This is a genomic window from Clostridium aquiflavi, assembly GCF_031344075.1.
In the GTDB taxonomy this organism is placed as follows: domain Bacteria; phylum Bacillota; class Clostridia; order Clostridiales; family Clostridiaceae; genus Clostridium; species Clostridium aquiflavi.
This window is the reverse complement of record NZ_JAVJAN010000001.1, coordinates 37989-60949: the sequence shown is the minus strand read 5'-3', so window position 1 is coordinate 60949 and position 22961 is coordinate 37989. Positions and strand designations below refer to the sequence as shown.

Annotated in this window: 18 protein-coding genes; 14 read left to right on the top strand and 4 right to left on the bottom strand. The window is 27.1% G+C overall.

The annotated features are described in order from the left end of the window. Positions 1–74: 74 nt before the first annotated feature. On the top strand, positions 75–890 hold the full coding sequence (locus RGC78_RS00235) for a RelA/SpoT domain-containing protein (RefSeq protein WP_252214116.1): 816 nt from the start codon (positions 75–77) through the stop codon (positions 888–890). A 242-nt stretch (positions 891–1132) separates the two neighbouring features. Further along, complete coding sequence (locus RGC78_RS00230; RefSeq protein WP_252214114.1) at positions 1133–2218, top strand: HD-GYP domain-containing protein; 1086 nt, start codon at positions 1133–1135, stop codon at positions 2216–2218. Between the two features lie 234 nt (positions 2219–2452). Here RGC78_RS00230 and RGC78_RS00225 read toward each other — a convergent pair whose 3' ends face one another. Next, complete coding sequence (locus tag RGC78_RS00225; RefSeq protein WP_252214112.1) at positions 2453–3460, bottom strand: PLP-dependent cysteine synthase family protein; 1008 nt, start codon at positions 3458–3460, stop codon at positions 2453–2455. A gap of 350 nt (positions 3461–3810) precedes the next feature. Between RGC78_RS00225 and RGC78_RS00220 the strand changes: the two genes are divergently transcribed. Then, on the top strand, positions 3811–5199 hold the full coding sequence (locus RGC78_RS00220) for a L,D-transpeptidase family protein (RefSeq protein ID WP_252214110.1): 1389 nt from the start codon (positions 3811–3813) through the stop codon (positions 5197–5199). A gap of 119 nt (positions 5200–5318) precedes the next feature. Here the strand turns inward: RGC78_RS00220 and alr are convergent, their stop codons facing one another. Then, on the bottom strand, positions 5319–6479 hold the full coding sequence (gene alr / locus RGC78_RS00215) for an alanine racemase (protein WP_252214108.1): 1161 nt from the start codon (positions 6477–6479) through the stop codon (positions 5319–5321). A gap of 144 nt (positions 6480–6623) precedes the next feature. Further along, the gene (pdxR, locus tag RGC78_RS00210; RefSeq protein WP_252230815.1) at positions 6624–8084 is read right to left on the bottom strand and encodes a MocR-like pyridoxine biosynthesis transcription factor PdxR; all 1461 of its coding nucleotides are present in this window, start codon (positions 8082–8084) and stop codon (positions 6624–6626) included. Positions 8085–8320: 236 nt separating this feature from the next. On the opposite strand from pdxR, the gene RGC78_RS00205 reads away from it, so the two are divergent. From RGC78_RS00205 to RGC78_RS00195, 3 genes are all read left to right on the top strand, one after another. After that, entirely contained in the window at positions 8321–9703 is a 1383-nt protein-coding gene (locus RGC78_RS00205) for a L,D-transpeptidase family protein (RefSeq protein ID WP_252214105.1), read from the top strand. Between the two features lie 226 nt (positions 9704–9929). Further along, positions 9930–10217, top strand: coding sequence for a DUF503 domain-containing protein (locus RGC78_RS00200; protein ID WP_252214103.1), 288 nt, complete (start codon positions 9930–9932; stop codon positions 10215–10217). 20 nt (positions 10218–10237) lie between these two features. Further along, a complete protein-coding gene (locus RGC78_RS00195) occupies positions 10238–11194 on the top strand; it encodes an aromatic acid exporter family protein (RefSeq protein ID WP_252214101.1) in 957 nt (318 codons plus the stop codon). A gap of 240 nt (positions 11195–11434) precedes the next feature. Here RGC78_RS00195 and RGC78_RS00190 read toward each other — a convergent pair whose 3' ends face one another. After that, on the bottom strand, positions 11435–12169 hold the full coding sequence (locus RGC78_RS00190; protein WP_252214099.1) for a GntR family transcriptional regulator: 735 nt from the start codon (positions 12167–12169) through the stop codon (positions 11435–11437). Positions 12170–12853: 684 nt separating this feature from the next. On the opposite strand from RGC78_RS00190, the gene udp reads away from it, so the two are divergent. The 8 genes from udp to RGC78_RS00150 all read left to right on the top strand — a co-directional run bounded on the left by udp (position 12854) and on the right by RGC78_RS00150 (position 22869). Next, a complete protein-coding gene (udp, locus tag RGC78_RS00185; protein WP_252214097.1) occupies positions 12854–13636 on the top strand; it encodes a uridine phosphorylase in 783 nt (260 codons plus the stop codon). A 184-nt stretch (positions 13637–13820) separates the two neighbouring features. Further along, positions 13821–15023: a NupC/NupG family nucleoside CNT transporter gene (locus RGC78_RS00180; protein ID WP_309555727.1), complete on the top strand. Its 1203-nt coding sequence runs from the start codon at positions 13821–13823 to the stop codon at positions 15021–15023. A gap of 180 nt (positions 15024–15203) precedes the next feature. Further along, positions 15204–16394, top strand: coding sequence for a phosphopentomutase (locus tag RGC78_RS00175; RefSeq protein ID WP_309555726.1), 1191 nt, complete (start codon positions 15204–15206; stop codon positions 16392–16394). A gap of 210 nt (positions 16395–16604) precedes the next feature. Beyond that, positions 16605–17420: a transketolase gene (locus tag RGC78_RS00170; RefSeq protein ID WP_252214091.1), complete on the top strand. Its 816-nt coding sequence runs from the start codon at positions 16605–16607 to the stop codon at positions 17418–17420. 12 nt (positions 17421–17432) lie between these two features. Further along, complete coding sequence (locus RGC78_RS00165) at positions 17433–18359, top strand: transketolase family protein (protein WP_017353617.1); 927 nt, start codon at positions 17433–17435, stop codon at positions 18357–18359. Positions 18360–18432: 73 nt separating this feature from the next. Then, entirely contained in the window at positions 18433–19140 is a 708-nt protein-coding gene (gene deoD / locus RGC78_RS00160) for a purine-nucleoside phosphorylase (protein ID WP_252214089.1), read from the top strand. Between the two features lie 364 nt (positions 19141–19504). Further along, positions 19505–20149, top strand: a complete 645-nt coding sequence (fsa, locus tag RGC78_RS00155; protein WP_252214088.1) for a fructose-6-phosphate aldolase — start codon at positions 19505–19507, stop codon at positions 20147–20149. Positions 20150–20718: 569 nt separating this feature from the next. Continuing rightward, positions 20719–22869 carry a YhgE/Pip domain-containing protein gene (locus RGC78_RS00150; RefSeq protein ID WP_309555724.1) on the top strand — a complete coding sequence of 717 codons (2151 nt, stop codon included), beginning with the start codon at positions 20719–20721 and terminating at the stop codon, positions 22867–22869. Positions 22870–22961 lie beyond the last annotated feature (92 nt).

Below are 22961 nucleotides of genomic sequence, written 5' to 3'. Positions count from 1 at the left end.
CTCTATTTATATTATGAGAAAATTAGTGTAGTATTAAATTATAAGAAAATTTTTTGGATAAGGGGAGTGTATTTATGAAAAAGGAATTTAATATAGATGAATTTTTATTAGAGTATCCACAGATTGACAAAACAATAGAGAAATATAATATTAATATGGAAAACATGAAAGCAATATATAATGATTATATTGAGTATAAAGATTCCTATGAAAATCAAGCAGGATTTATAGCTAATATATTACGTTCTCAAGAGGTTATACATTCAGTAAAATCAAGAATTAAAGAACCTATTAGGCTTATAGAAAAAATTATAAGAAAAACTGAAGATAGAAAAGAAAAATATGGCGATGATTTTGAATTTACAGTAGATAATTATAAACAAGAAATAAATGATTTAATTGGAATAAGGGTTATACATATATTTAAGGAGCAATGGAGAGAAATACATGAGTACATAATAAACACATGGAAAGTAGTAGAAATAACCGCTAATGTTAGAGATGGAGACAATATTGAGGTCTTCGAGGAATTAGATATAAAAGTGAGATCAAGAGCTTCAGGATATCGTTCAGTACATTACTTAGTTGAGTTTTGTCCAACAAACGAAAAAGTAGTTGCAGAAATTCAAGTTAGAACAATATTTGAAGAAGGATATGGAGAAATAGATCATATTTTAAGATATTCACACAATGAAATTCCAGAAATTCTAAAATCAAATTTATTATTATTTAACAGAATAGTTGGTAGTGCAGATGAAATGGCATCATTAGTTAATAATTTAAGTAAAGAATGGTGCGAAAAAGAGAAAAATTATATAAAAATGATAGAAGAACAAGACTCAGAAATAAATAGATTAAAAAATAAAATGACATGGATAGATGTAGAATAAAATTAAAAAAATATAGAGATTCAAAATAAAAGGTTTTAAATAAATGTAAAATATAAAAAATTATATTTTAAGAATATATTGAGGAAAATACTATGGCTACATAAATGTACCAATAGTATTTTTCTTTTTTACTCTTTAGTATTTTGTCTGATAATTATTAGTAAAAATTATGTTAAATTTTGCTTTAAAATGATAAAATATTAAAGTAAGAAGAAAAGTAAACTGGTTTAGGAGTGATTTAATTGATATTTGTACCTTATTATGAATTGAAAGCTGGAATGAAATTAGCTAGTAATATACATCTAGATAACAATAAAAAATCAAAAGCTTTTTTATTAAAGAAAGGTATGATATTAACAAATGCAAACATACAGAAACTAATAAATTTCAATGTTTTAGGTGCATATATTGATGATGGCAGAAAAAATCTAATATTAGATGATAACTTAAGAAAAAAATCTGTAACAACAATTAAGAATATTTTTGAAATGTGCAAAAGTAAGCATAAAATTTTGGAAGAGAATGTTATAAAAGAGATAGAATCAATATCTGTAAAGCTTGTCAATAATATGTGTAAAAATAAAAAAACATCTATAGGAATAACAGATTTACAATCATATGATGTTAACACATATCTTCACTCTTTGAGTGTAACAGTAATATCAATTGCAATAGGAAGTGCATTAAATTTAAGTAAGAAAGAGTTATGTGATTTAGGTGTTTGTGGATTATTACATGATATTGGAAAAGTAGCAATACCAATAGAAATAATAGGAAAACCATCAAAGCTTACTGAAGAGGAATTTAATATTGTTAAAACTCATGCAGAGTTAGGTGGAAACTATATTGTAGAAAATAAATATATGGATAATGATATATATTTAGGAGTTATAAGTCATCATGAAAAATTTGATGGGACAGGCTATCCGAATAAACTAAAAAGGGAAGATATCCCTTTGTTTGGGAGGATAATAACTGTAGCAGATGTATATGATGCTTTGACAGGAAATAGACCATATAGAAATCCAATAAAGCCTTTAGAAGCCATAGAATATATTATGGCAGGGGTTGGTAGCAGCTTTGATTATAATGTTGTAAAGGCATTTTTGAAAAAAATAGAACCATATCCTATTGGATCTTGTGTAAAATTAAGTGATAAAAGGCGTGCTACAGTTATTGGAGATAATATTAATAATCCATTAAGACCAATTATTAAAATACTACAAAAAAATGGGGATGAAGCAGAAATAATAGATCTTCAAAATGACTTAAATGCAAGAAATATTATAATTTTAGATATAGAGTATAAATATCTTATTAAGAAATAGGCATGATTTAGGAGATCTAGGTACTCAAGCTCTTATTAAATATTATGAAAATTAGGGATAGCAGATAATTATAAATAGATAGTAATTCATAGATGTTTATACATTGTATATTTTAATAATAATTTCAATATTATGCTATGTTTTAAATGTATGTTGATGCAATAGGTAAAGTTCAGTTACTTAGTTTGCTTTGCTTATTCATATTTAGACATTCTGATAAAACATAGCATAATGTTATAATCTTTTTAAACCTATTAATTCAATGTGTGATGAAATAAAGTTATCTTTAATTGGTTCACATTTCATTAAATCGGTACTTAAATATTTTTTATTATCATCAGCAAATATTGTAACTATATTTCCTTCATAATTATTTAGTTCAAGTGTTTTTATAGCACCTAAAAAATTAGCACCGGATGATATTCCAACTCCTAAACCTAAAATTCTAGATAGCTTTTGTGCCATTATAATAGCATCACCATCATTAATACTTATTACTTCATTTAATGATTTTAAATCAAGTATAGGTGGAATAAATTCATCAACAATTCCTTGAATTCGGTGTTCACTTACTTGAAAGCCAGTAGAAAGTGTAGGGGAATTTGATGGTTCCAATGGATATATTTTTATATTAGAATTTTTATCTTTTAGATATTTACCTATACCCATAATTGTTCCACCAGTTCCAACTCCAGCAACAAAAGCAGTAGGAATAATACCTAGATTACTTAAAGTATTCCATATTTCAGGTCCTGTAGATAGATAGTGAGCTTCTGCATTATCCTTATTAGAAAATTGACATGGAAGAAATACAGTATCAGAATTTAATCTTCTTTTTTCAGTAAGTTCTAAACATTTTAAAAAACCACCTTCTTTTTTAGAAACTAATATTAAATTAGCATTAAAGCTTGATAAAAGTTTTTTTCTTTCATCACTCATCCAATCAGGCATATAAATATCAATAGAATTTCCGAGATAAGTGCCTATAGCTGAGAATGATATACCAGTGTTTCCGCTAGTGGTTTCAACTATAGTGTAGTTTTGTTTTATAGAATTATTTAAATAAGCTTTTTTCAAAATATATAAAGCCATTCTATCTTTTATACTTCCAGTGTAATTATAATATTCAAGTTTTGAATATACTTTCAGTTCTTTCCCTTTATATTTAAATAATATTTCTACTAGGGGAGTATTACCAATAAGTTTTTCTAAATTATTTATTTTATTAAGTATATTATTCATAAGAAAACTCCTATTCTCAAATTTAATATTATAGTATAGACTATGTAATTTAAAAATATTGTTCTTAATATTAATAATATTTAAATGGATTAATAATTATTAGTGATTATTATAAAAAATAAATTTAATATATGATAAAACTTAAATTTAGTAAATAATATAGCAAAGTATATTGTAATAACAATAATTACTTTAAATAGAGGCTGATTTTACTAGTATATAGAGTTATTATAATAAGAATATTTGTGATATAATCATTAGGATAATGTATATATTAAAAGTGTATATATACATTATATACATAATATATAATTTTTAATTTTTCTTAATATAAAGAGGGGACAAAAAAGATGAGAAAACGAAGGCACAAACCTACCAAAAATATTACAAATGTTAAAGCTATTATAGTATGTGTTGCTATTTTACTTGCTATTTATTTGGGGGGATCAGCATATTTTGCAAAACATTTTTATTTTGGATCACAAATTAATGGTATAAATGTTGGAGGTGTAACTGTTGAAGAAGCAGAGAAATTATTAGCTTCTAAAATTCCACAGTATAAACTTGAACTTGAATTAAGGGATGATAAAAAGGAAGAAATTAAAGGTGATAGCATAGAATTAACTTATGATCCTAAAGATAAAATAGAAAATTTAAAGAGTGGTCAAAAAGCATTTTCTTGGCCAAAATCTATATTTAGTAAAAGTCATTCTACATTAAATGATATAGTAACTTTTAATGAAGATTTATTAGATAAACAATTAGATAATCTTTCTTGTATTAATGAAAATGTAACAGACCCTAAAAATCCTGATTTTGAATATACAAGTAATGGTTACAAAATATTGCCTGAAGTAAAAGGTAATAAAATAAAAAAAGAAGTATTTTCTGATGTAGTAAAAAACGCTGTTATTAATGGAGAAACAAAAATAAATTTAGAAGAAATAGACTGTTATGAAAATCCAAAATTTAATTTAGAGTCAAAAGAAGTTAATGAAGCAAAAGATCTACTTGATAAATATTCAAATTTAAAAATAACATATGATTTTGAAGATAGTAAAGAGGTATTAGATGGTTCTACAATACATAATTGGCTTTATGTTAATAATGATATGGAAGTAATGATTAGTGAAAAAAATGTTAGTCAATATATTTATTCTTTAGCAAGTAAATATAATACTTTTTCTAAAACAAGAGAATTTAAAACATCATTAGGAGAAACAGTAAATGTTGATGGTGGAAATTATGGATGGATTATAGACAAGCAGGCTGAAGTAAATGGACTAATTGAAACAATAAAAAAAGGTGAAGATACTACTAGACAACCTATTTATTCTCAAACAGCTATATCACGAAATAAGAATGATATTGGTAATACATATTTAGAAATTAATTTTTCTAAGCAACATATATGGTATTATAAAGAGGGTCAGTTAATTGCAGATGGTGATGTTGTTACTGGTAATGTAAGTAATAATTGGGGAACTCCTGTAGGAACATATAGATTAAACTATATAGAAAAAAATGCTACATTAAAGGGAGAAAACTATAGTTCACCAGTTAATTATTGGATGCCATTTAATGGAAATATAGGACTTCATGATGCAACTTGGAGAACAGAATTTGGTGGACAGATTTATTTGGCCAGTGGTTCACATGGATGTATTAATGCTCCGTATGAATTGGCTCAAAAAATATTTGAAAATATAAAGGCTGGAACTCCTGTAGTTTGTTATTAAAGAGTTTTAAATAATATATAAAATTTGTAGAAATATAATGGTGAATGTTTAAACGCTAAACGTAATAATGCCCCACAGGAAAAATCCTGTGGGGCATTTAAGTTTAAAAATAATATTAATTAAAGATAATTTTTAACATTAAATATTTCACCATTTTTCATATAAACTCTAGGTATTCTATATTTAAGCATACAAAGAATTTCATAATTTATTGTTCCCATAGATTTGGCAAGATCGTCAGCATTTAATTTTAAATCACTATCTTCACCAAGAATTATTACTTCATCTCCAACATTAACATCACTTATATCGGTAACATCAATCATACATTGGTCCATACATATTCGACCAACAACGGGAGCAAACTGCCCATTTAGTATAACTTTAGCACCAGGAGCAAGCAATCTAGAATATCCATCAGCATACCCTATAGGTAAAGTTGCTATAATACTTTTTCTTTTAGTTTTAAATGTTCTACCATAGCTTATATAGCTATTTTCATCTAATTCTTGTATACGTGTTAAACTGGCTTTTAAAGTTAGAGCAGGTTTTAAATTAATATTTTCTTTATTTATTTCATCAGATGGATAATATCCATAAAGTATGATACCAGCTCTTATGCTATCTAAATAAGTTTTTGGCATATCTATAATAGCACCGCTATTAGATACATGTTTTATTGGGATTTCAACGCCAACCATTGAAAGCTTATCTACAAAAGATGTGAATTTATTAAATTGTTCATTAGTATATTCTTTATCAGTTTCATCAGAAGTTGAGAAATGAGTAAATATACCAATTACATCTAGACCTTTTAAATTATATATTTCTTTAACATCCTCAATTGCTTTTTTATTTGGAATAAATCCAATTCTCCCCATACCTGTATCAATAGCAATATGCACTTTAGCTTTTTTATTAAATTTTATAGCTACATGTGATAGTTTTTTTGCATATTCTAAATCATAAACTGTTTGTTCTATATCATAATTAACTACTTCCTCAAATAAATATTCAGGAGTGTATCCTAAAATCATAATTGGCGCAATTACATTGTTATTTCTAAGCTCAATCGCTTCAGTTAAAACAGCAACAGCAAGCCTAGAAGCACCATTTTCAAGGAGAATGGGAACTACATCTAGAGCTCCATGCCCATAACAATCAGCTTTTACAACTGCTATCACATTTTTATCTTGTGCTAAGCTTTTTATATTTTTCATATTATAAGCTATTGCATCTAAATCTATTTCTGCCCATACAGGTCGCATTATTTTTTCCATTACTATCGTCCTCACTAGTATTATTTAATATTAATAATGGAACTATAATAATTATAGTTCACTTATTCTAATATTATTTTATTAAAGTAACCATAATAAAGAAAGAACCACTAAGTTTTTAATTTGTATAAATAGTGGTTTATCTTATAAGTTAGATTTACTTGATAATAGTTTTATATTATCTCCTATAATTTTAATACCTTTTTTAATATCTTTGTCACTCACTCTACCAAAGCCAATTCTAAAAGTATTTTTATCACCATTGCCTTCATAAAAAATATCTCCAGGCATAAACATAACACCCTCTTTATAACACAAATCTAATAGCTCTCTAGAATTTATATTATCTTTTAATTTAATAAAAACATGAAGACCACCTTCACCCGTTATATATTCATAAGGAATATACTTATTTATCATTTCAATAATAAGGTTATATTTATCTTTATAATATTTTCTAACATTCTTCAAGTATTTATTAAAAGAACCACTTTTTAAATAATAATAAAAAGTACTTTGATCTAAAAAAGAAGAGTGAATGTTTTTACCACGCTTTACACTTTCTAAAATATCAATAAGCTTTTGATCAGCAAATATCCAACCTATCCTAAGACCAGGAAATAAAATTTTTGAAAGGCTACCTATATATATAATACCATTACCTTCTCCAGCTAATGATGCTATAGGTTCAATTGGGGAACTAGAGTAGAGAAGCTCTTCATTAAATCCATCTTCTATTATTGGAACAGAATATTTTCTAAAAAGATTATATATTTCTTTTCTTCTTTCACTCTTAGTTACAATACCAGTTGGATTATTATAAGAAGGTATTATGTATCCAAACTTAGGATTGCATTTACTTAAACTTTTTTCTAGTTCAAGTAAATTTAAACCATCCTTATCCATTTCAATTTGTACAACCTTTAAACCGTAGGATTTCATTATTTTTATTGCAGTATTATGGGTTGGTTTTTCACAAATAATGGTATCACCCTTGGTAGTTAAAGAAGATATTATTATATCGAAAGCTTCTGTGAAACCATTTGTTATTAAAATATCTTTATTATTTGTATTAACTCTTTTTTTTATCATATAATCAAAAAAATAATCTATTAGAGGCTTGTATCCTTTAGCATATCCATAATTTAAAAGATTAGTATTTTCGTATGACCATGCATCTAATAAAGCTCTTTTAAAATCATCAAGATTGAAAAGAGTACTTTCAGGTGCTATGGATTTAAAAGATATTAATCCTTTTTTATAAGGCAATTCATTTTTTACAATATCCAAATTTCTAAGATTATTAGAATAATCATTTGTCATAGAATCGTAATTTATATTATATGGATAGCATTCGGTCTCACTTTCTATTGCAATAAAAGTACCAATACCTCTCTTAGTAATTATTATTCCAATGCTTTCTAATTCTTCATAAGCAGAAATAACAGAATTTCTACTTATATTTAAAAATTTACTTACTTCTCTTGTGGAGGGAAGTTTACTATCTTTTTTTAACTCGCCTTTTTTAATTCCATTAATAATATGTTGTTTTATTTGTAAATAAATAGGTTTATCTTTATCAATATTAAGAGTAGAAAATATCAAATTTAATCACCTCATGTTTAAAGACATTTTTATTTTCTATATATTTTAAGTTATTTATTGTTAATTAGTATTATATCAATTTATTTAAACTCAGTACAATTAAAGTCATTTATAAATATAAAAATACTTTAAAAATAGAATAAATAATTTATCAATTTAATATAATGAAAAGAATTCAATTTAGAATAAGTACTATTACATTATACTATTTTAAGAAAGGAAAGGAAGTAATTATTGTGGATAAGCAATATAAAGAAAAGTACTTAAAGAATACAGGTATTATTCTTTTTATTTTTATTACTATATATCTTAGTTTATCTTTTTATTTTTTAAGTCATTTTTATTTTGGAACTATAGTAAATGGAGTTAATATTTCATGCAAAAATTTAGAGGATGCTAACAAAAAACTTTCAAATGAGCTAGAATCATATAAATTAGAATTAAAAGAACGTGATGGAACTAATGAAGAAATTTTAAATGATAGTATTAAATTGAAATATGATCCACAAGATAAGCTAAAAGATTTAAAAAATACTCAGAAACCATTTCAGTGGATTTTTAGATTTTTTAAAACAAGTAACTATAACAGTGTGAATTTAGTTTCATATGATGAAGATTTATTAAATGAATGTTTAAATAAGTTATCATGCTTTGATGAAAATAAAGTAGTAGAACCTCAAAATCCTACTTTTAAATATGTAGATCATGGATATGCTATTGTAGATGAAGTCTATGGAAATAAAATAAAACGAGATATTTTATATGAAAATGTAGTTAAATCAATAATTAATGGGGTAAATATTTTAAATTTAGATGAGATTGATTGCTACGAAAATCCTAAATATACATCTGATTCTCCAAAAGTTATAGCTATTAATAATAAACTTAACAAATATATATTAACAAAAATAACTTATGATTTTAGTGATAGAAAAGAAGTGGCAGATGATTCGATAATAAATGAATGGATTAAAGTAGATGATGATTTAAATATTGTATTTGATGAGAAAAAAATAAGACACTATGTTAATGAAATAGCAAATTCTTATAATACTGTGGCAAGAACTAGGGAGTTTTTAACCTCTATGGGAACGAAAGCTAAAGTTACAGGAGGAAATTATGGATGGATTATCAATACAGAAGAGGAAGTTAAGGCTTTAATAAATCTAGTTGAAAATGGACAAACTATTACAAGAGAGCCAATATATCGCCAAAAGGCAGTGAGTCGTGATGTTAATGATATTGGAAGAACTTATGTGGAAATTAATTTTACAAAACAATATTTATGGTTTTATAAAGATGGAACAATGGTTACACAAGGTGATGTAGTAACTGGAAATGTAAGCTTAGGACATGCAACTCCTGTAGGAGTATATATGTTAAATTATAAGCAAAAAAATGCAACTTTAAAAGGAGAAAACTACGCTACTGATGTTAATTATTGGATGCCATTTAATGGTGGAATTGGTATACATGATGCAATATGGAGGAGTCAATTTGGTGGAAATATATACAAAACAAATGGATCACATGGATGTGTCAATGCACCATCTTATTTAGCTCAAAAGATATTTGAAAATATTGAACCAGGAATTCCAATAGTATGTTATTATGAATAAAAAGTGAAAGATAATTATGAAAAAATATTAAGTAAAAGCGGATGATAATTTAGATCATTCGCTTTTTCATTTATATTGTAGTATAAAGATTTTAAACATAATATAAAAGGATCTTTCTAAGTGAATATTGTTATAATAAATATAAATGTTGACTTAAAATAGACTTTAAAATATATTTAATAAGTAATACTGTGAAATCTATTAAGAAAGGTTTTGAGCTAAAATTATGAAAATTTTAATACTAAAAATTACGTTAAGAGCTTCGTGGGTATTATCATTAAAAGAAAAGAGAATGATTGTAAAAAGTTTAATACAAAGGTTAAAAAATAAATTTAATGTATCAGTATCTGAAATAGATAAGCAAGATATTCATAAAACTATAGTTATTGGTATGGTTGGAATATGTGCAAATTCAGCACAAGCAGATTCAACATCAGAAAATATAATAGAATTTATAGATAGTAATACAGATGCAGAAATCATTCATATAGAAAAAGATGAAGACATATTATAGGATAATAGGAAAGGAAACAAATGAAAAAGTATTTTCAGTCAAAAACAGTTAAGGCAGCATTATCAGCAACAATAGCAATTTTTATATCTAATTATATGGGCTTAGAATTTTCAGTAACATCAGGAATAATAGCAATTTTGAGTATTCAAGATACTAAAAAAGAAGCTTTACTTATTTCAATTAGAAGAATCTTGGCATCAATGATAGCAATATCATTATCGTTTATATTGTATTTAGTATTGGGAAATAATCCTATGATATTTGGACTTTTTTTGCTTATTTTTATACCAATAACTAAATATTCGAAAATAACGGAAGGAATGATAGTTGGGGCTGTATTGTCAACACATCTTCTAAGCAGTGATAATATAAATTTTTATTGGATTTTTAACGAAGTAACTTTAACTATAGTTGGTATTGGAGTTGCAATGATATTTAACTTGTACACAATGTCATTAGAGGAAGAATTTGATAAGAATAAGGATAAAATAGAAGAATATTATAGAATAATATTATCTGATATGGCATTAAGTTTAATTACTCAATCAGTACCAATATACGAACAAAGGATCTTAAGAGATGCGGAGGAGTTAATAAAGAAAACCAAGGTAATAGCTCATAAAATAGATAATAACTATATTTTTAAAAGTGATGATTATTATATAAGATATGTAGATATGAGGATAGCACAATTAAAAACTATAAAAAGGATGAAGAATCATTTTTCAAAATTTTATATGACATACGAGCAAACAAAACTATTATCAGATTTTACGAAGGATGTTTCAATAAATATTTATGAATACAATGATTGTATTAAGTTAATAGATAAGTTAAATTTGTTAAGAGATGAATATAAATTAATGGAATTACCTATAAATAGAGATGAATTTGAAAATAGAGCATTGTTATTTCAATTTTTAAATGATTTAGAGGAGTTCTTAATTATAAAGAAAGAATTTAAATCAAATTTTTAAAAGAATAATTTAATCACAATACTCCTATTTATGGAGATTAATATCTAGTAGGTGATTTTGTTATTAGGAACATGAAAATAAATAACAAGTCCAAAATTGCAATTGATATTTTTCATTAGGCAAGGAGACGAATTGCCCTCATAGCGAGTCTATTAGGTCAATTTGCCGACGTAGCATGATGGAAAATAAGCTAGCAAATGGACTTGTTATTTTTTCATTGTGCCTTATTAAATTATCTTTTTATTTTGTAGGATGTAGCTTTATAGATGTTGACTTTATAGGAAGATAATGTTTGTTTGATACAATTGGAAATTCATTATCTTTATATATAGTTTCTTGAATTAAGTAAAACTTATCCTCAGATGCAATTGGATGTTGTTTTGCTGCAAAATTTCCAGAAGTTGAATATTTTAATTCAATTAATATATCATTAGCTATTTCATAAAGTTCTTTTTCTAAAAACTCCATAACTTGTTTTTTATTGTTTAAGTCTATATTAAGTGATGATATAGTTTCAATTGGTATTAAAGTAAATGTATAAGCAATAGCTTTTCCTTGATACTTATACCATCTATCAACAAGAACAACAGCAGCTGTACTTTTAATTAAAACTTTATTAAAATAATCTGTAGAGGGTTCTATACGCAAAATGATTTCAACATCATCAATTGGTTCATCTAAAGATTTATAAACGGGATGTCCTATCTTTTCAAGACCAACGTCTTTGTTTGTCTCAGATTTTATTATAAAATTACCTTTACCTCTAATGTTTTTTATTAAACCATCATCTTGAAGTAAAGCTAAAGCCTGCCTTAATGTTGTTCTACTTACACCAATAAATTTTGCTAATTCAGGTTCTGAAGGAAGTCTACTACCTTCTTTAAATATACCTTCATTTATCATTTTAAAAAGTTGATTATATACAGTAACATATCTTAATTCTTTAGGTTTTACACTTAAGTTAATATCATTCATAAAATTCACCTTTCATTAATAACTAGCATAGGCTATGTATTACGCCAATTAAATTGTAATATTTTTCTATAAACTAAATAATAATGTATTGCTACAATTTTTTAACGCATAAACATAATATAAATTTTATAGAGTGTTTCTGATTTGAGATAACGATTTCTATTTTGTCAATAATATATAATGAGTGAATTAACTAGAGAATGTTATCTTAGAAAAACTCTATTTAGATTTTTAAATTTAACTGTGTTTAAATAATTCCATAATAAATAATTAAAAAAATAAATTAGACAAGTTTAATACAAGTAGATAAATAAAAGTCTAAATAAAAACATATTATAATAATCTATACTTTATTATAACATTAAAACATTAAATTTGAACATAAGTTAATCGTTGAGATTTAGTTGGGATTTACAGGTATAAAACTAATTATTATTAACAATATAACCAATATATCAATATTTTAACATAATTACTATACCTTTATAAAAAACTTGACATGTAAATAATAGACATGATATTATTTAAGAACAGACAACAATACAACAAAGTAGACAAGTAGAATGTGTGTCTAAAGTAATGTTTTGTGGCAAACATGTAATCGTCTTCCGGGTATATTACAAAATAAATCGGGAATACTAATAAAAACTAAAAAATACATAATAAAAAAATGGAGGGATTAAAGTGAAATATTCACAAGGATCAGGTAAACAATATCATATAGACGTTGCAAAGGGAGAAGTGGGAAAATATGTAATTCTTCCAGGAGACCCTAAGAGATGTGCAAAGATTGCTGCATATTTTGATAATGCAGAGTTAGTTGCAGATAAGAGAGAATATGTTACTTATACAGGATACTTAGATGGTGTTAAAGTAAGCGTTACCTCAACAGGAATTGGTGGTCCATCAGCTGCTATAGCTTTAGAAGAATTAGTAAAGTGTGGAGCAGATACTTTCATTAGAGTGGGTACATGTGGCGGAATGGATATTGATGTTAAAGGTGGAGATATGGTTATTGCCACTGGAGCAATCAGAATGGAAGGAACTAGTAAGGAATATGCACCAATAGAATTCCCAGCAGTTGCTAATATTAATGTAGTAAACTCATTAGTACAAGCATCTAAGACTTTAAATCAAGAATATCATGTTGGAGTTGTACAATGTAAAGATTCATTCTACGGTCAACATTCACCAGAAACTAAGCCAGTAAGTTATGAATTAATGGATAAATGGAATGCATGGTTAAGATGTGGATGTCTTGCATCTGAAATGGAATCAGCTGCTTTATTCATAGCATCAAGCTACTTAAGAGTACGTGTGGGTTCGGTATTCTTAGCTATTGCTAACCAAGAACGTGCTAAAGCTGGATTAGAAGATCCTCAAGTTCATGATACAGATGCAGCAATTAAAGTTGCAATAGAAGGGATTAGAAATTTAATAAAAGCAGATAAAGAAAATAATAAATAGTTATTAATAGAGAAAATTTCATGGTTTACAAATTATTCAAGAAAACTTGTTGATATTAATAGCAAAAGTATTAAAAGTTTACTAATGAAATTTTCTCATACTTAACGTTATTAAATGATGTCCAAAAGGTATGAGGTTTTATGGGAATAAAGTTAATACTATAACAAAAGACAGGAGAAAGATTATGAACATAGTTATAAATTTAATAGGTATAATTTTATTATTAGGAATAATGTACATTTTATCTGCAGATAAGAGAAGCATTCCCCAAAAAACTATATTAAAAGCACTTGGTATACAGTTTGTAATTGCATTTTTATTAGTAAAATTTCCATTAGGAAGAATAATGATATTAAAAGTATCAGATGTAGTTACTCAAGTACTTGATTATGGTAAAGAGGGAATCGGTTTCTTATTTGGAACAATAGGTAATGCTGGTGCACCTACAGGAATGATATTTGCCATTCAAGTATTAGGAAATATTGTTTTTATTTCAGCATTAGTTGCAGCTTTATATTATTTAGGAATATTAGGATTTATAGTAAAAATAATAGGTAAAGCTATAGGTAAAATATTGGGAACAACACAAGTTGAAAGTTTTGTTGCAGTTGCTAATATGTTTTTAGGCCAAACAGAAAGTCCAATATTAGTTAGTAAATACTTAAATAGAATGACTGATAGTGAAATCATAGTTGTATTAGTTTCAGGAATGGGAAGTATGTCAGCAACTATAATAGGGGGATATACTGCACTTGGAATTCCTATGGAATATTTATTAATAGCTAGTGCTTTGGTACCTATGGGAAGTATAGCAATATCAAAGTTATTATTACCTGAAAAAGAGGAAACTCAATTAATTGAAAATGTTAGCATGGACAATAAGGGTGATAATGAAAATCTTATTTCTGCAATTTCAGAAGGTGCTATGAGTGGATTCCAAACAGCTGTAGCAATAGGTACTTCATTACTTGCAATTATTTCGCTAGTAGCATTAGTTAATGGTATACTTGGAATTTTTGGAGTAAGTTTACAACAAATATTCTCTTATATATTTGCACCTATTGGATTCTTTATGGGATTAAATGGATCAGATATACTTACAGCAGGTCAATTATTAGGAAGTAAGTTAGTATTAAATGAATTTGTTGCATTCCAAGACTTAGGTAACATATTTGGTTCATTAAGTTATAGAACAGGTTTAGTACTTACTATATCACTTTGTGGATTTGCTAATATTTCTAGTATGGGAGTTTGTATTTCAGGTATAGCTGCATTGTGTCCAGAAAAAAGAAATACCCTTGCTAGATTAGCCTTTAAAGCAATGATTGGTGGATTTGCAGTTAGTGTTTTAAGTGCAATGATAGTTGGTCTTCTTACATTAATATAATAGTACATATTAAAATTATAATTAATAAGATATTACATTCTCTTAAAGTTATAAAAAAATTTTATAACTTTAAGAAATTTGTATAATAAATAACTATTTTAAATAGTATTGCCCATAATAAGTAAAAATATAGTAAAATTAGTGTTAAAACATAGTCTAATTTGGAAAGGAATTAAAGGTATGAAAAAGTATAATAGAATTTTTACAATTGTAATAGACTCACTTGGAATAGGCGCTATGCCAGATTCAATAGAATATGGAGATAAAGGAGTAGATACTCTTGGGCATATTTCTGAATCAGTAGAAAAATTTAATATACCTAATTTAGAAAAACTAGGTATATCAAATCTACATCCTATAAAACATGTAAAAGCAGCAGAAAAACCTTTAGCTCATTATATGAAAATGAAAGAAGCAAGTGTTGGTAAAGATACTATGACTGGTCATTGGGAAATGATGGGTTTACACATCACAAAACCATTCCAAACATTTACAGATACAGGTTTTCCAGAAGAATTGTTAGATGAACTAACAAAAAGAACAGGACACAATATAGTAGGAAATAAGAGTGCAAGTGGTACTGAAATATTAGACGAACTTGGAGAACATCAAATGAAGACAGGAGATATGATAGTATATACTTCTGCTGACTCTGTTTTACAAATTTGTGGTCATGAAGAAACTTTTGGTTTAGATGAACTTTATCGTTGTTGTGAAATAGCAAGGGAGCTTACTCTTAAAGATGAATGGAAAGTTGGAAGAGTAATAGCTAGACCATACTTAGGAGCTAAAAAAGGCGAATTTAAACGTACAAGCAACAGACATGATTATGCATTAAAACCATATGGAGCAACAGCACTTAATGCATTAAAAGATAATGGATTTGATGTAATATCTGTTGGAAAAATAAGTGATATATTTGATGGAGAAGGAATTACTGAATCAAATAAATCAAAGAGTTCTGTTCATGGAATGGAACAAACATTAGAAATAATGGATAAAGACTTTAAAGGATTATGCTTTGTTAACTTAGTTGATTTCGATGCTTTATGGGGACATAGAAGAAACCCAGTAGGTTATGCAGAAGAAATAGAAAAATTTGATGTTAACTTAGGAAAAGTATTAGAAAAATTAAAAGAAGATGATTTATTAATAATAACAGCTGATCATGGAAACGATCCAACCTATACTGGTACTGATCATACACGTGAATTTGTTCCATTTATAGCTTATTCACCATCTATGAAAGAAAATGGATTAATGGATACAGTAGATAGTTTTGCTACAATTGGTGCAACTATAGCTGATAACTTTGAATTAAAGATGCCTGAAAATACAATTGGTAAATCAGTACTAGGAAAGCTAGTTTAATAATATTTTAAATTACGAATATAATATCTTAAAATTGCATTGATTTTTAGAATAATAAGATTCTTAGTTCCAGGTAGAATTAATTTTACCTGGAAATTAGAATTCAGCATAAATGTAAGCATATTAGATTTAACTAGGCTAAAATGTGAATGTTTAAACAAAGTTAATTAAATTATATACTACAAATTGAAAGATTGGTTGGTGAAAGGTATGAATAAAGAAAATTTAGTTTCTACATTAAAAGAAGTAAAAAAAGACATAATAGAAATGATTTATGCAGCAAAATCAGGACATCCAGGTGGTTCACTATCTTGCTCAGAAATAATAACATACTTATACAATGAAAAAATGAATGTTGATGTTAAGAATCCTAAAGATCCTAATAGAGACAGATTCGTATTAAGCAAGGGACATGCAGCTCCAGCTCTTTACTCTGTATTAGCTGAAAAAGGATATTTCCCAAAAGAAGAATTATACAATTTAAGAAAAACAGGAGCTCTTCTTCAAGGACATCCAGATTCTAAGCATGTACCAGGAGTAGATGTTTCAACCGGATCACTTGGTCAAGGAATATCAAATGCAGTGGGAATGGCTTTAGGTCTTAAGACTCAAAAGAACGATGCTAAGATATATGTTGTTTTAGGTGATGGAGAATTACAAGAAGGATTGGTTTGGGAAGCTTCAATGGCAGCAGCTCATTATAAATTAAATAATTTAGTTGCTATAATTGATAACAATGGCCTTCAAATAGATGGTAAAAATGAAGATGTAATGGGAGTTTCTCCTTTAGATAAGAAATTTGAAAGCTTTGGTTGGAATGTTGTTATTTGTGAAGATGGTAATGACTTTGACAAAATAAATGAAGCATTCTTAGAAGTTGAAAAGTGTAATGATAAGCCAAGCGTTATCATTGCTAAGACTGTAAAAGGTAAAGGTGTTAGCTTTATGGAAGATCAAGCAGGTTGGCATGGTCAAGCACCTAATGAAGAACAAAGAAATCAAGCAATAAGTGAGATTGAAAGATAGGAGGAATTTAAAATGGGTAAAGCAACAAGAGAATCATACGGAATGGCATTGGTTGAACTTGGACGTGAAAATGAGAAGGTAGTAGTTTTAGATGCGGATCTTTCTAAATCAACTAAAACTAATGGATTTAAAGAAGAATTTAAAGATAGATTTTTTAATGCAGGTATAGCAGAACAAAACTTAATGGGAATGGCTGCAGGTTTTGCTAATGTAGGAAACATACCTTTTGCAAGCACATTTGCTGTTTTTGCTACTGGAAGAGCTTTTGAAATAATAAGAAACTCTATTTGTTATCCAAAGGTTAACGTAAAAATAGCAGCAACTCATGCAGGAATTACAGTTGGTGAAGATGGTGGATCACATCAATCTGTTGAAGATATAGCACTTATGAATTCACTTCCTAATATGACAGTAATAGTTCCAGCAGATCATAGAGAAGCAATGGCTGCAACAAAAGCTGCTGCTGAATTTAATGGTCCTGTTTACTTAAGATTTGGAAGATGCAATACAGAAGATATATTCGATGATAATTATAAATTTGAAATCGGAAAAGGTGTTGAGGTAAGAGAAGGTAATGATGTAACTATCATAGCTACAGGAATGATGGTTCAAAAAGCTATAGAAGCATCAAAAGAATTAGAAACTCAAGGAATTAAAGCAAGAGTTATAAATATTTCTACTATTAAACCAATAGATAGAGAAATAATATTAAAAGCTGCTAAAGAAACTAAAGGAATAGTTACAGCTGAAGAACATTCTATTATAGGTGGACTTGGAGCAATGGTTTCTCAAGTTGTATCTAGTGAATGTCCTACTTTAATTAAAATGGTAGGAATTAAAGATACATTTGGAGAATCAGGAACACCAGATGAACTTATGAAAAAATATAATTTAACTAGTGAAGAAATAATTAAAGAAGTTAAATCAATATTAAAATAGATTTTACTTATATAAGACCCAAATTAAAAAACATAACAATTAATTAAATTATAATAAGCGGAGGTAAGACACAATGAGTATTCATATTAATGCACCAGAAGGCGCTATAGCAGAAAGCGTATTATTACCAGGAGATCCTTTAAGAGCTAAATTTATAGCAGAAAACTTTTTAGAAGATGTAGTTTGCTACAATGAAGTTAGAGGAATGTATGGATTTACAGGAACATATAAAGGTAAGAGAATATCAGTGCAAGGAACCGGAATGGGTATCCCATCAATGTCTATATATTCTACTGAATTAATAGAAAGCTACGGAGTTAAAAACCTTATAAGAGTTGGAACTTGTGGTGGTTACCATGAAAGAGTTAAAATAAGAGATCTTATAATTGCAATGTCAACTTCAACAGATTCAAATCTTAACTTAGTAAGATTCCAAGGTAGAACTTATGCGCCAACAGCAAGTTTTGATTTATTAAAACCTGCTTATGATATAGCAGTACAAAAAGGATTTGAACCTAAAGTAGGTAGTGTATATAGTTCAGATATATTCTATGGAGATGATAATGAAGATTGGAAGAAATGGGCTGATTTCGGTTGCTTAGGAGTTGAAATGGAAACAGCAGCATTATATACAATAGCAGCTAAACATAAAGTTAATGCATTAACTTTATTAACAGTAAGTGATCACTTTATAACAGGTGAAGTAACAAGTGCAGAAGAAAGACAAACAACATTCAAAGCAATGATGGAAGTTGCTCTTGATACAATAGTTTCTTTATAAAAAATTAAAGTTCTAAGTTTTAGATGGAGTAATATTTCATCTAAAACTTAGAATATTTATTTAAGTAAGTGCAAACGTTATATTTTATTCTTTAGGAATTTATATTATTAAGAAATTTGTGTATAATTTTTAGGATACTGTTTTTTAAAGGTATGATGAGTACACCTAAAGAATAAAAAATAATCATATGCCGCACCATTATTCCTGCACTGCGTTTGGAAAGGGTGCATGGCTAAAAAAATCGAGGGCTCTAAAGTCGCCTTAGCGATTTTGTTCTAAAGTAATCGTTAACTTTAAAAGTTGAAGGATTATGTATACTAATTATAGAATAAATAAAGTAAGAAAAGATTAGGAGGATTAATCGATGAAAATTTTTGTTGATACAGCCAATATTGAAGAAATAAAAAAAGCTAATGAGTTAGGAGTTATTTGTGGTGTTACTACAAATCCTTCACTTATAGCAAAAGAAGGAAGAGACTTTAAAGAAGTGATTAAGGAAATCACAAGCATTGTTGATGGTCCAATAAGTGGAGAAGTTATTTCAATGGAATGTGAAGGAATGGTTAAAGAAGCACGTGAAATAGCTAAAATTCACAAAAACATGGTGATAAAAATTCCTATGTGTGCAGAAGGATTAAAAGCAGTAAATATTCTTCATAAAGAAGGAATAAAAACAAATGTAACATTAATTTTTTCAGCAGTACAAGCATTACTTGCAGCAAGAGCTGGTGCAAGCTATGTAAGTCCATTCTTAGGAAGATTAGATGATATTGGAAGTACAGGTATTACATTAATAGAAGATATATCTGAAATATTTGCAGTTCATGGAATAGATACTGAAATTATATCTGCAAGTGTTAGAAATCCAATTCATGTATTAGACTGTGCTAAAGCAGGATCTGATATAGCAACAATTCCATACAATGTTATTATGCAAATGATCAAGCATCCGCTTACAGACGCAGGAATTGAAAAATTCTTAAAAGATTATGAAGGCATGAATAAATAAAGTATTTATTGGCTCTGTTTTATCTATTATTGATATATACATAAGCAAAGTCGGACTTAGTAATTGAACTTAGGAATACTAAAAATGAGTATAGTCCAATTTCAGCTTGTTTCCAATATAAAATTGAGACAAGCAGTAAATATGAATATCAAAAGAAACTAGACTCATATATAGTCGCTGAATAAGTTCGAGAAACAAAATATAAAATTTTGAATCTCACTTAACAATTCTCAAAGTACAATTACAATGCCGCTTTACATATTGCATATGTCAATATTGATTTAAGACAGAGCCAATTTTTTTATATTTAAGCTTACTTTCTATTTTACTTTCTAAATTTTTTCTTTAGTCACAATCTTAAAGAAATTCTGTCTATTCTTATATATACGCATCTGAAAATATCTATATTTATTTTATTGTTGTAGTCTGTTTTTATTAACCTTGGAATTATTGTCTCTTTTATAATAAATAACTAATAAATTTTTGAAAATATCCTAATAATATACTTAAGAATGTTATTTGTTATGGAAAGGAGAGCTACTTGTATAGAGTATAAGTAGCAGCATAATATGAAAAACATATTTAGTATTTATAAAAGAGATATAAGAAATATAATTACCAACTCATCTGCACTTATTGTAATAATGGCTTTATGTTTACTACCATCCTTATATGCTTGGTTTAATATAGCAGCATCGTGGGATCCATATTCACAAGAAGCTACAAGTAAAATTAAAATTGGTGTTGTAAATAAGGATAAAGGTGCATATATATTGGAAAATTATATAATCTTAGGCGATGAAGTTATTAATGGATTAAAAGAAAATAATTTATTAGGTTGGCAATTTGTTAGTGAAGAGGAAGCCGATGAAGCTATTAAAAAGGGGAAATATTATGCTACAATAACAATTCCAGAAGACTTTTCAAAAGATATGACTTCAATAATAACTAGTGATATTAAAAAAGGAACTATAATTTATACTGTTAATGAAAAAATAAATGCAGTTGCTCCTAAATTAACTGATAAGGGTGCTTCAGGAGTTCAAGAAAATGTTACAAAGAGTGTAATTGAAACAGTTAGTAATTCATTACTTACGGCATCAAGAGATGTGGGGATTGAATTAGAAGATCAAATACCTAAAATATCTAATGTATATAATATGTTAGAAGAAATTAGAAGTAGGTTTGGAGAAATAAATGAAGCAACTGATTTAGCTTATAATGGTGTAGTTAAAATTAAAGAGTTAGTTAAAGAAATACAGGAAGATATACCTTTAATTTATGAAACATTAAATAACGCTAAGAGCTTAAGTAGTGAGGTAGAAAGTTTTATTTCTGTATCTAAGAGTGGATTAAATGATATGTCACCAACAATTAAAGAAGATATTAGATTAGTTTCAGAAATAAGTAAAGATATTTCATCATATACAAATAGTATTATAGATGCTATAAACTCTGGAACAGAGAAAGCACCAGAAATGATTAATAATTTAATAAATAAGGTAAAGAGTTTAGAAAAAGTAAATGATTCAGTATTGAGGTTTCTAAAAGTACTAAATAATATTAGTTCTACTAAGCCCCTAAATGAAATTGTAAATAAGCTTGAAACGCTACAAGAAAATATTTATAAAATTCAAAATTCACTTCAAAGTATAAGAGATTCTTTAGATGCTGGAAATACTGTAGATTTAAGTTTATTAAACAATATAAAAACATTAGCAGATAATATTGCATCAACAAGTGAAGATATATATTTAAAGTTTGACACAGAAATACTTCCACAAATAAATAATATATTTGACAGTGCATTTAAAGTTGCTGAAAATACATTAACAATAATAGAAGAAGCTGAAAAAAGATTATCTAATGTTGAAGGCATATTAAACACTGCTTATAAAGGGGCAGACAAAGGAATAGAAGGAATAACTTTTGTTAAAGAAAAACTTCCAGAAGCAGAAAGAATAATAAATGAAATAACAGATAAAATGAAAAATGTAACAGACGAACAGAGTTTAAAAGAATTAATAGACTTATTAAAAGAAGATGTTCAAGAAAGAACGGATTTTTTAACTACTCCTGTAAATCTTGAAACAAGAGAACTGTATCCAATGGGCAACTATGGAAGTGCTATGACACCGTTTTATAGTGTATTATCTTTATGGGTTGGATTATTATTGTTGCTTTCAATTTTAACTGTTAATACTCATGGAGAATATAAATTTTGGGAAATATATTTTGGTAAGTTAATGCTATTTATGACTGTAGCACTAATTCAATCACTTATAGTAGTTATGGGAGACTTATATTTATTAAAAATATATTGTTTAAATCCTATGTTATTAGTCCTAGGAATGTTATTTACTAGTGCTGTATTTGTATCAATACTTTATTCGGCAGTTTCTGTTTTTGGAAATGTTGGAAAAGTTATAGGAATAGTATTATTAGTATTACAAATAGGTGGATCAGGAGGAACATTTCCAATAGAATTAACCCCAAAATTTTTTCAAATGATACATCCTTATTTACCATTTACATATGCTATATCTTTTGCAAGAGAAGCAATTGGTGGAGTAGTAGGAGAAGTATTAACAAAAGATATAATAATATTGTTAATTTATGGAGGTGCTTCTATTTTAATTGCAGTATTTTTAAAGAAGCCTATAAATAAACTATTAGAAAAGTTTACAAAAAAGTTTGAGGAAAGTGGAATTTCAGAATAAGTAATATAATTAAAAAATCAAGGTTTTGTTTGAAAAGAAATATATTTTAACTTTTACTTAAACAAGACTTGTTTTTTTAGTTTAATTAAAAT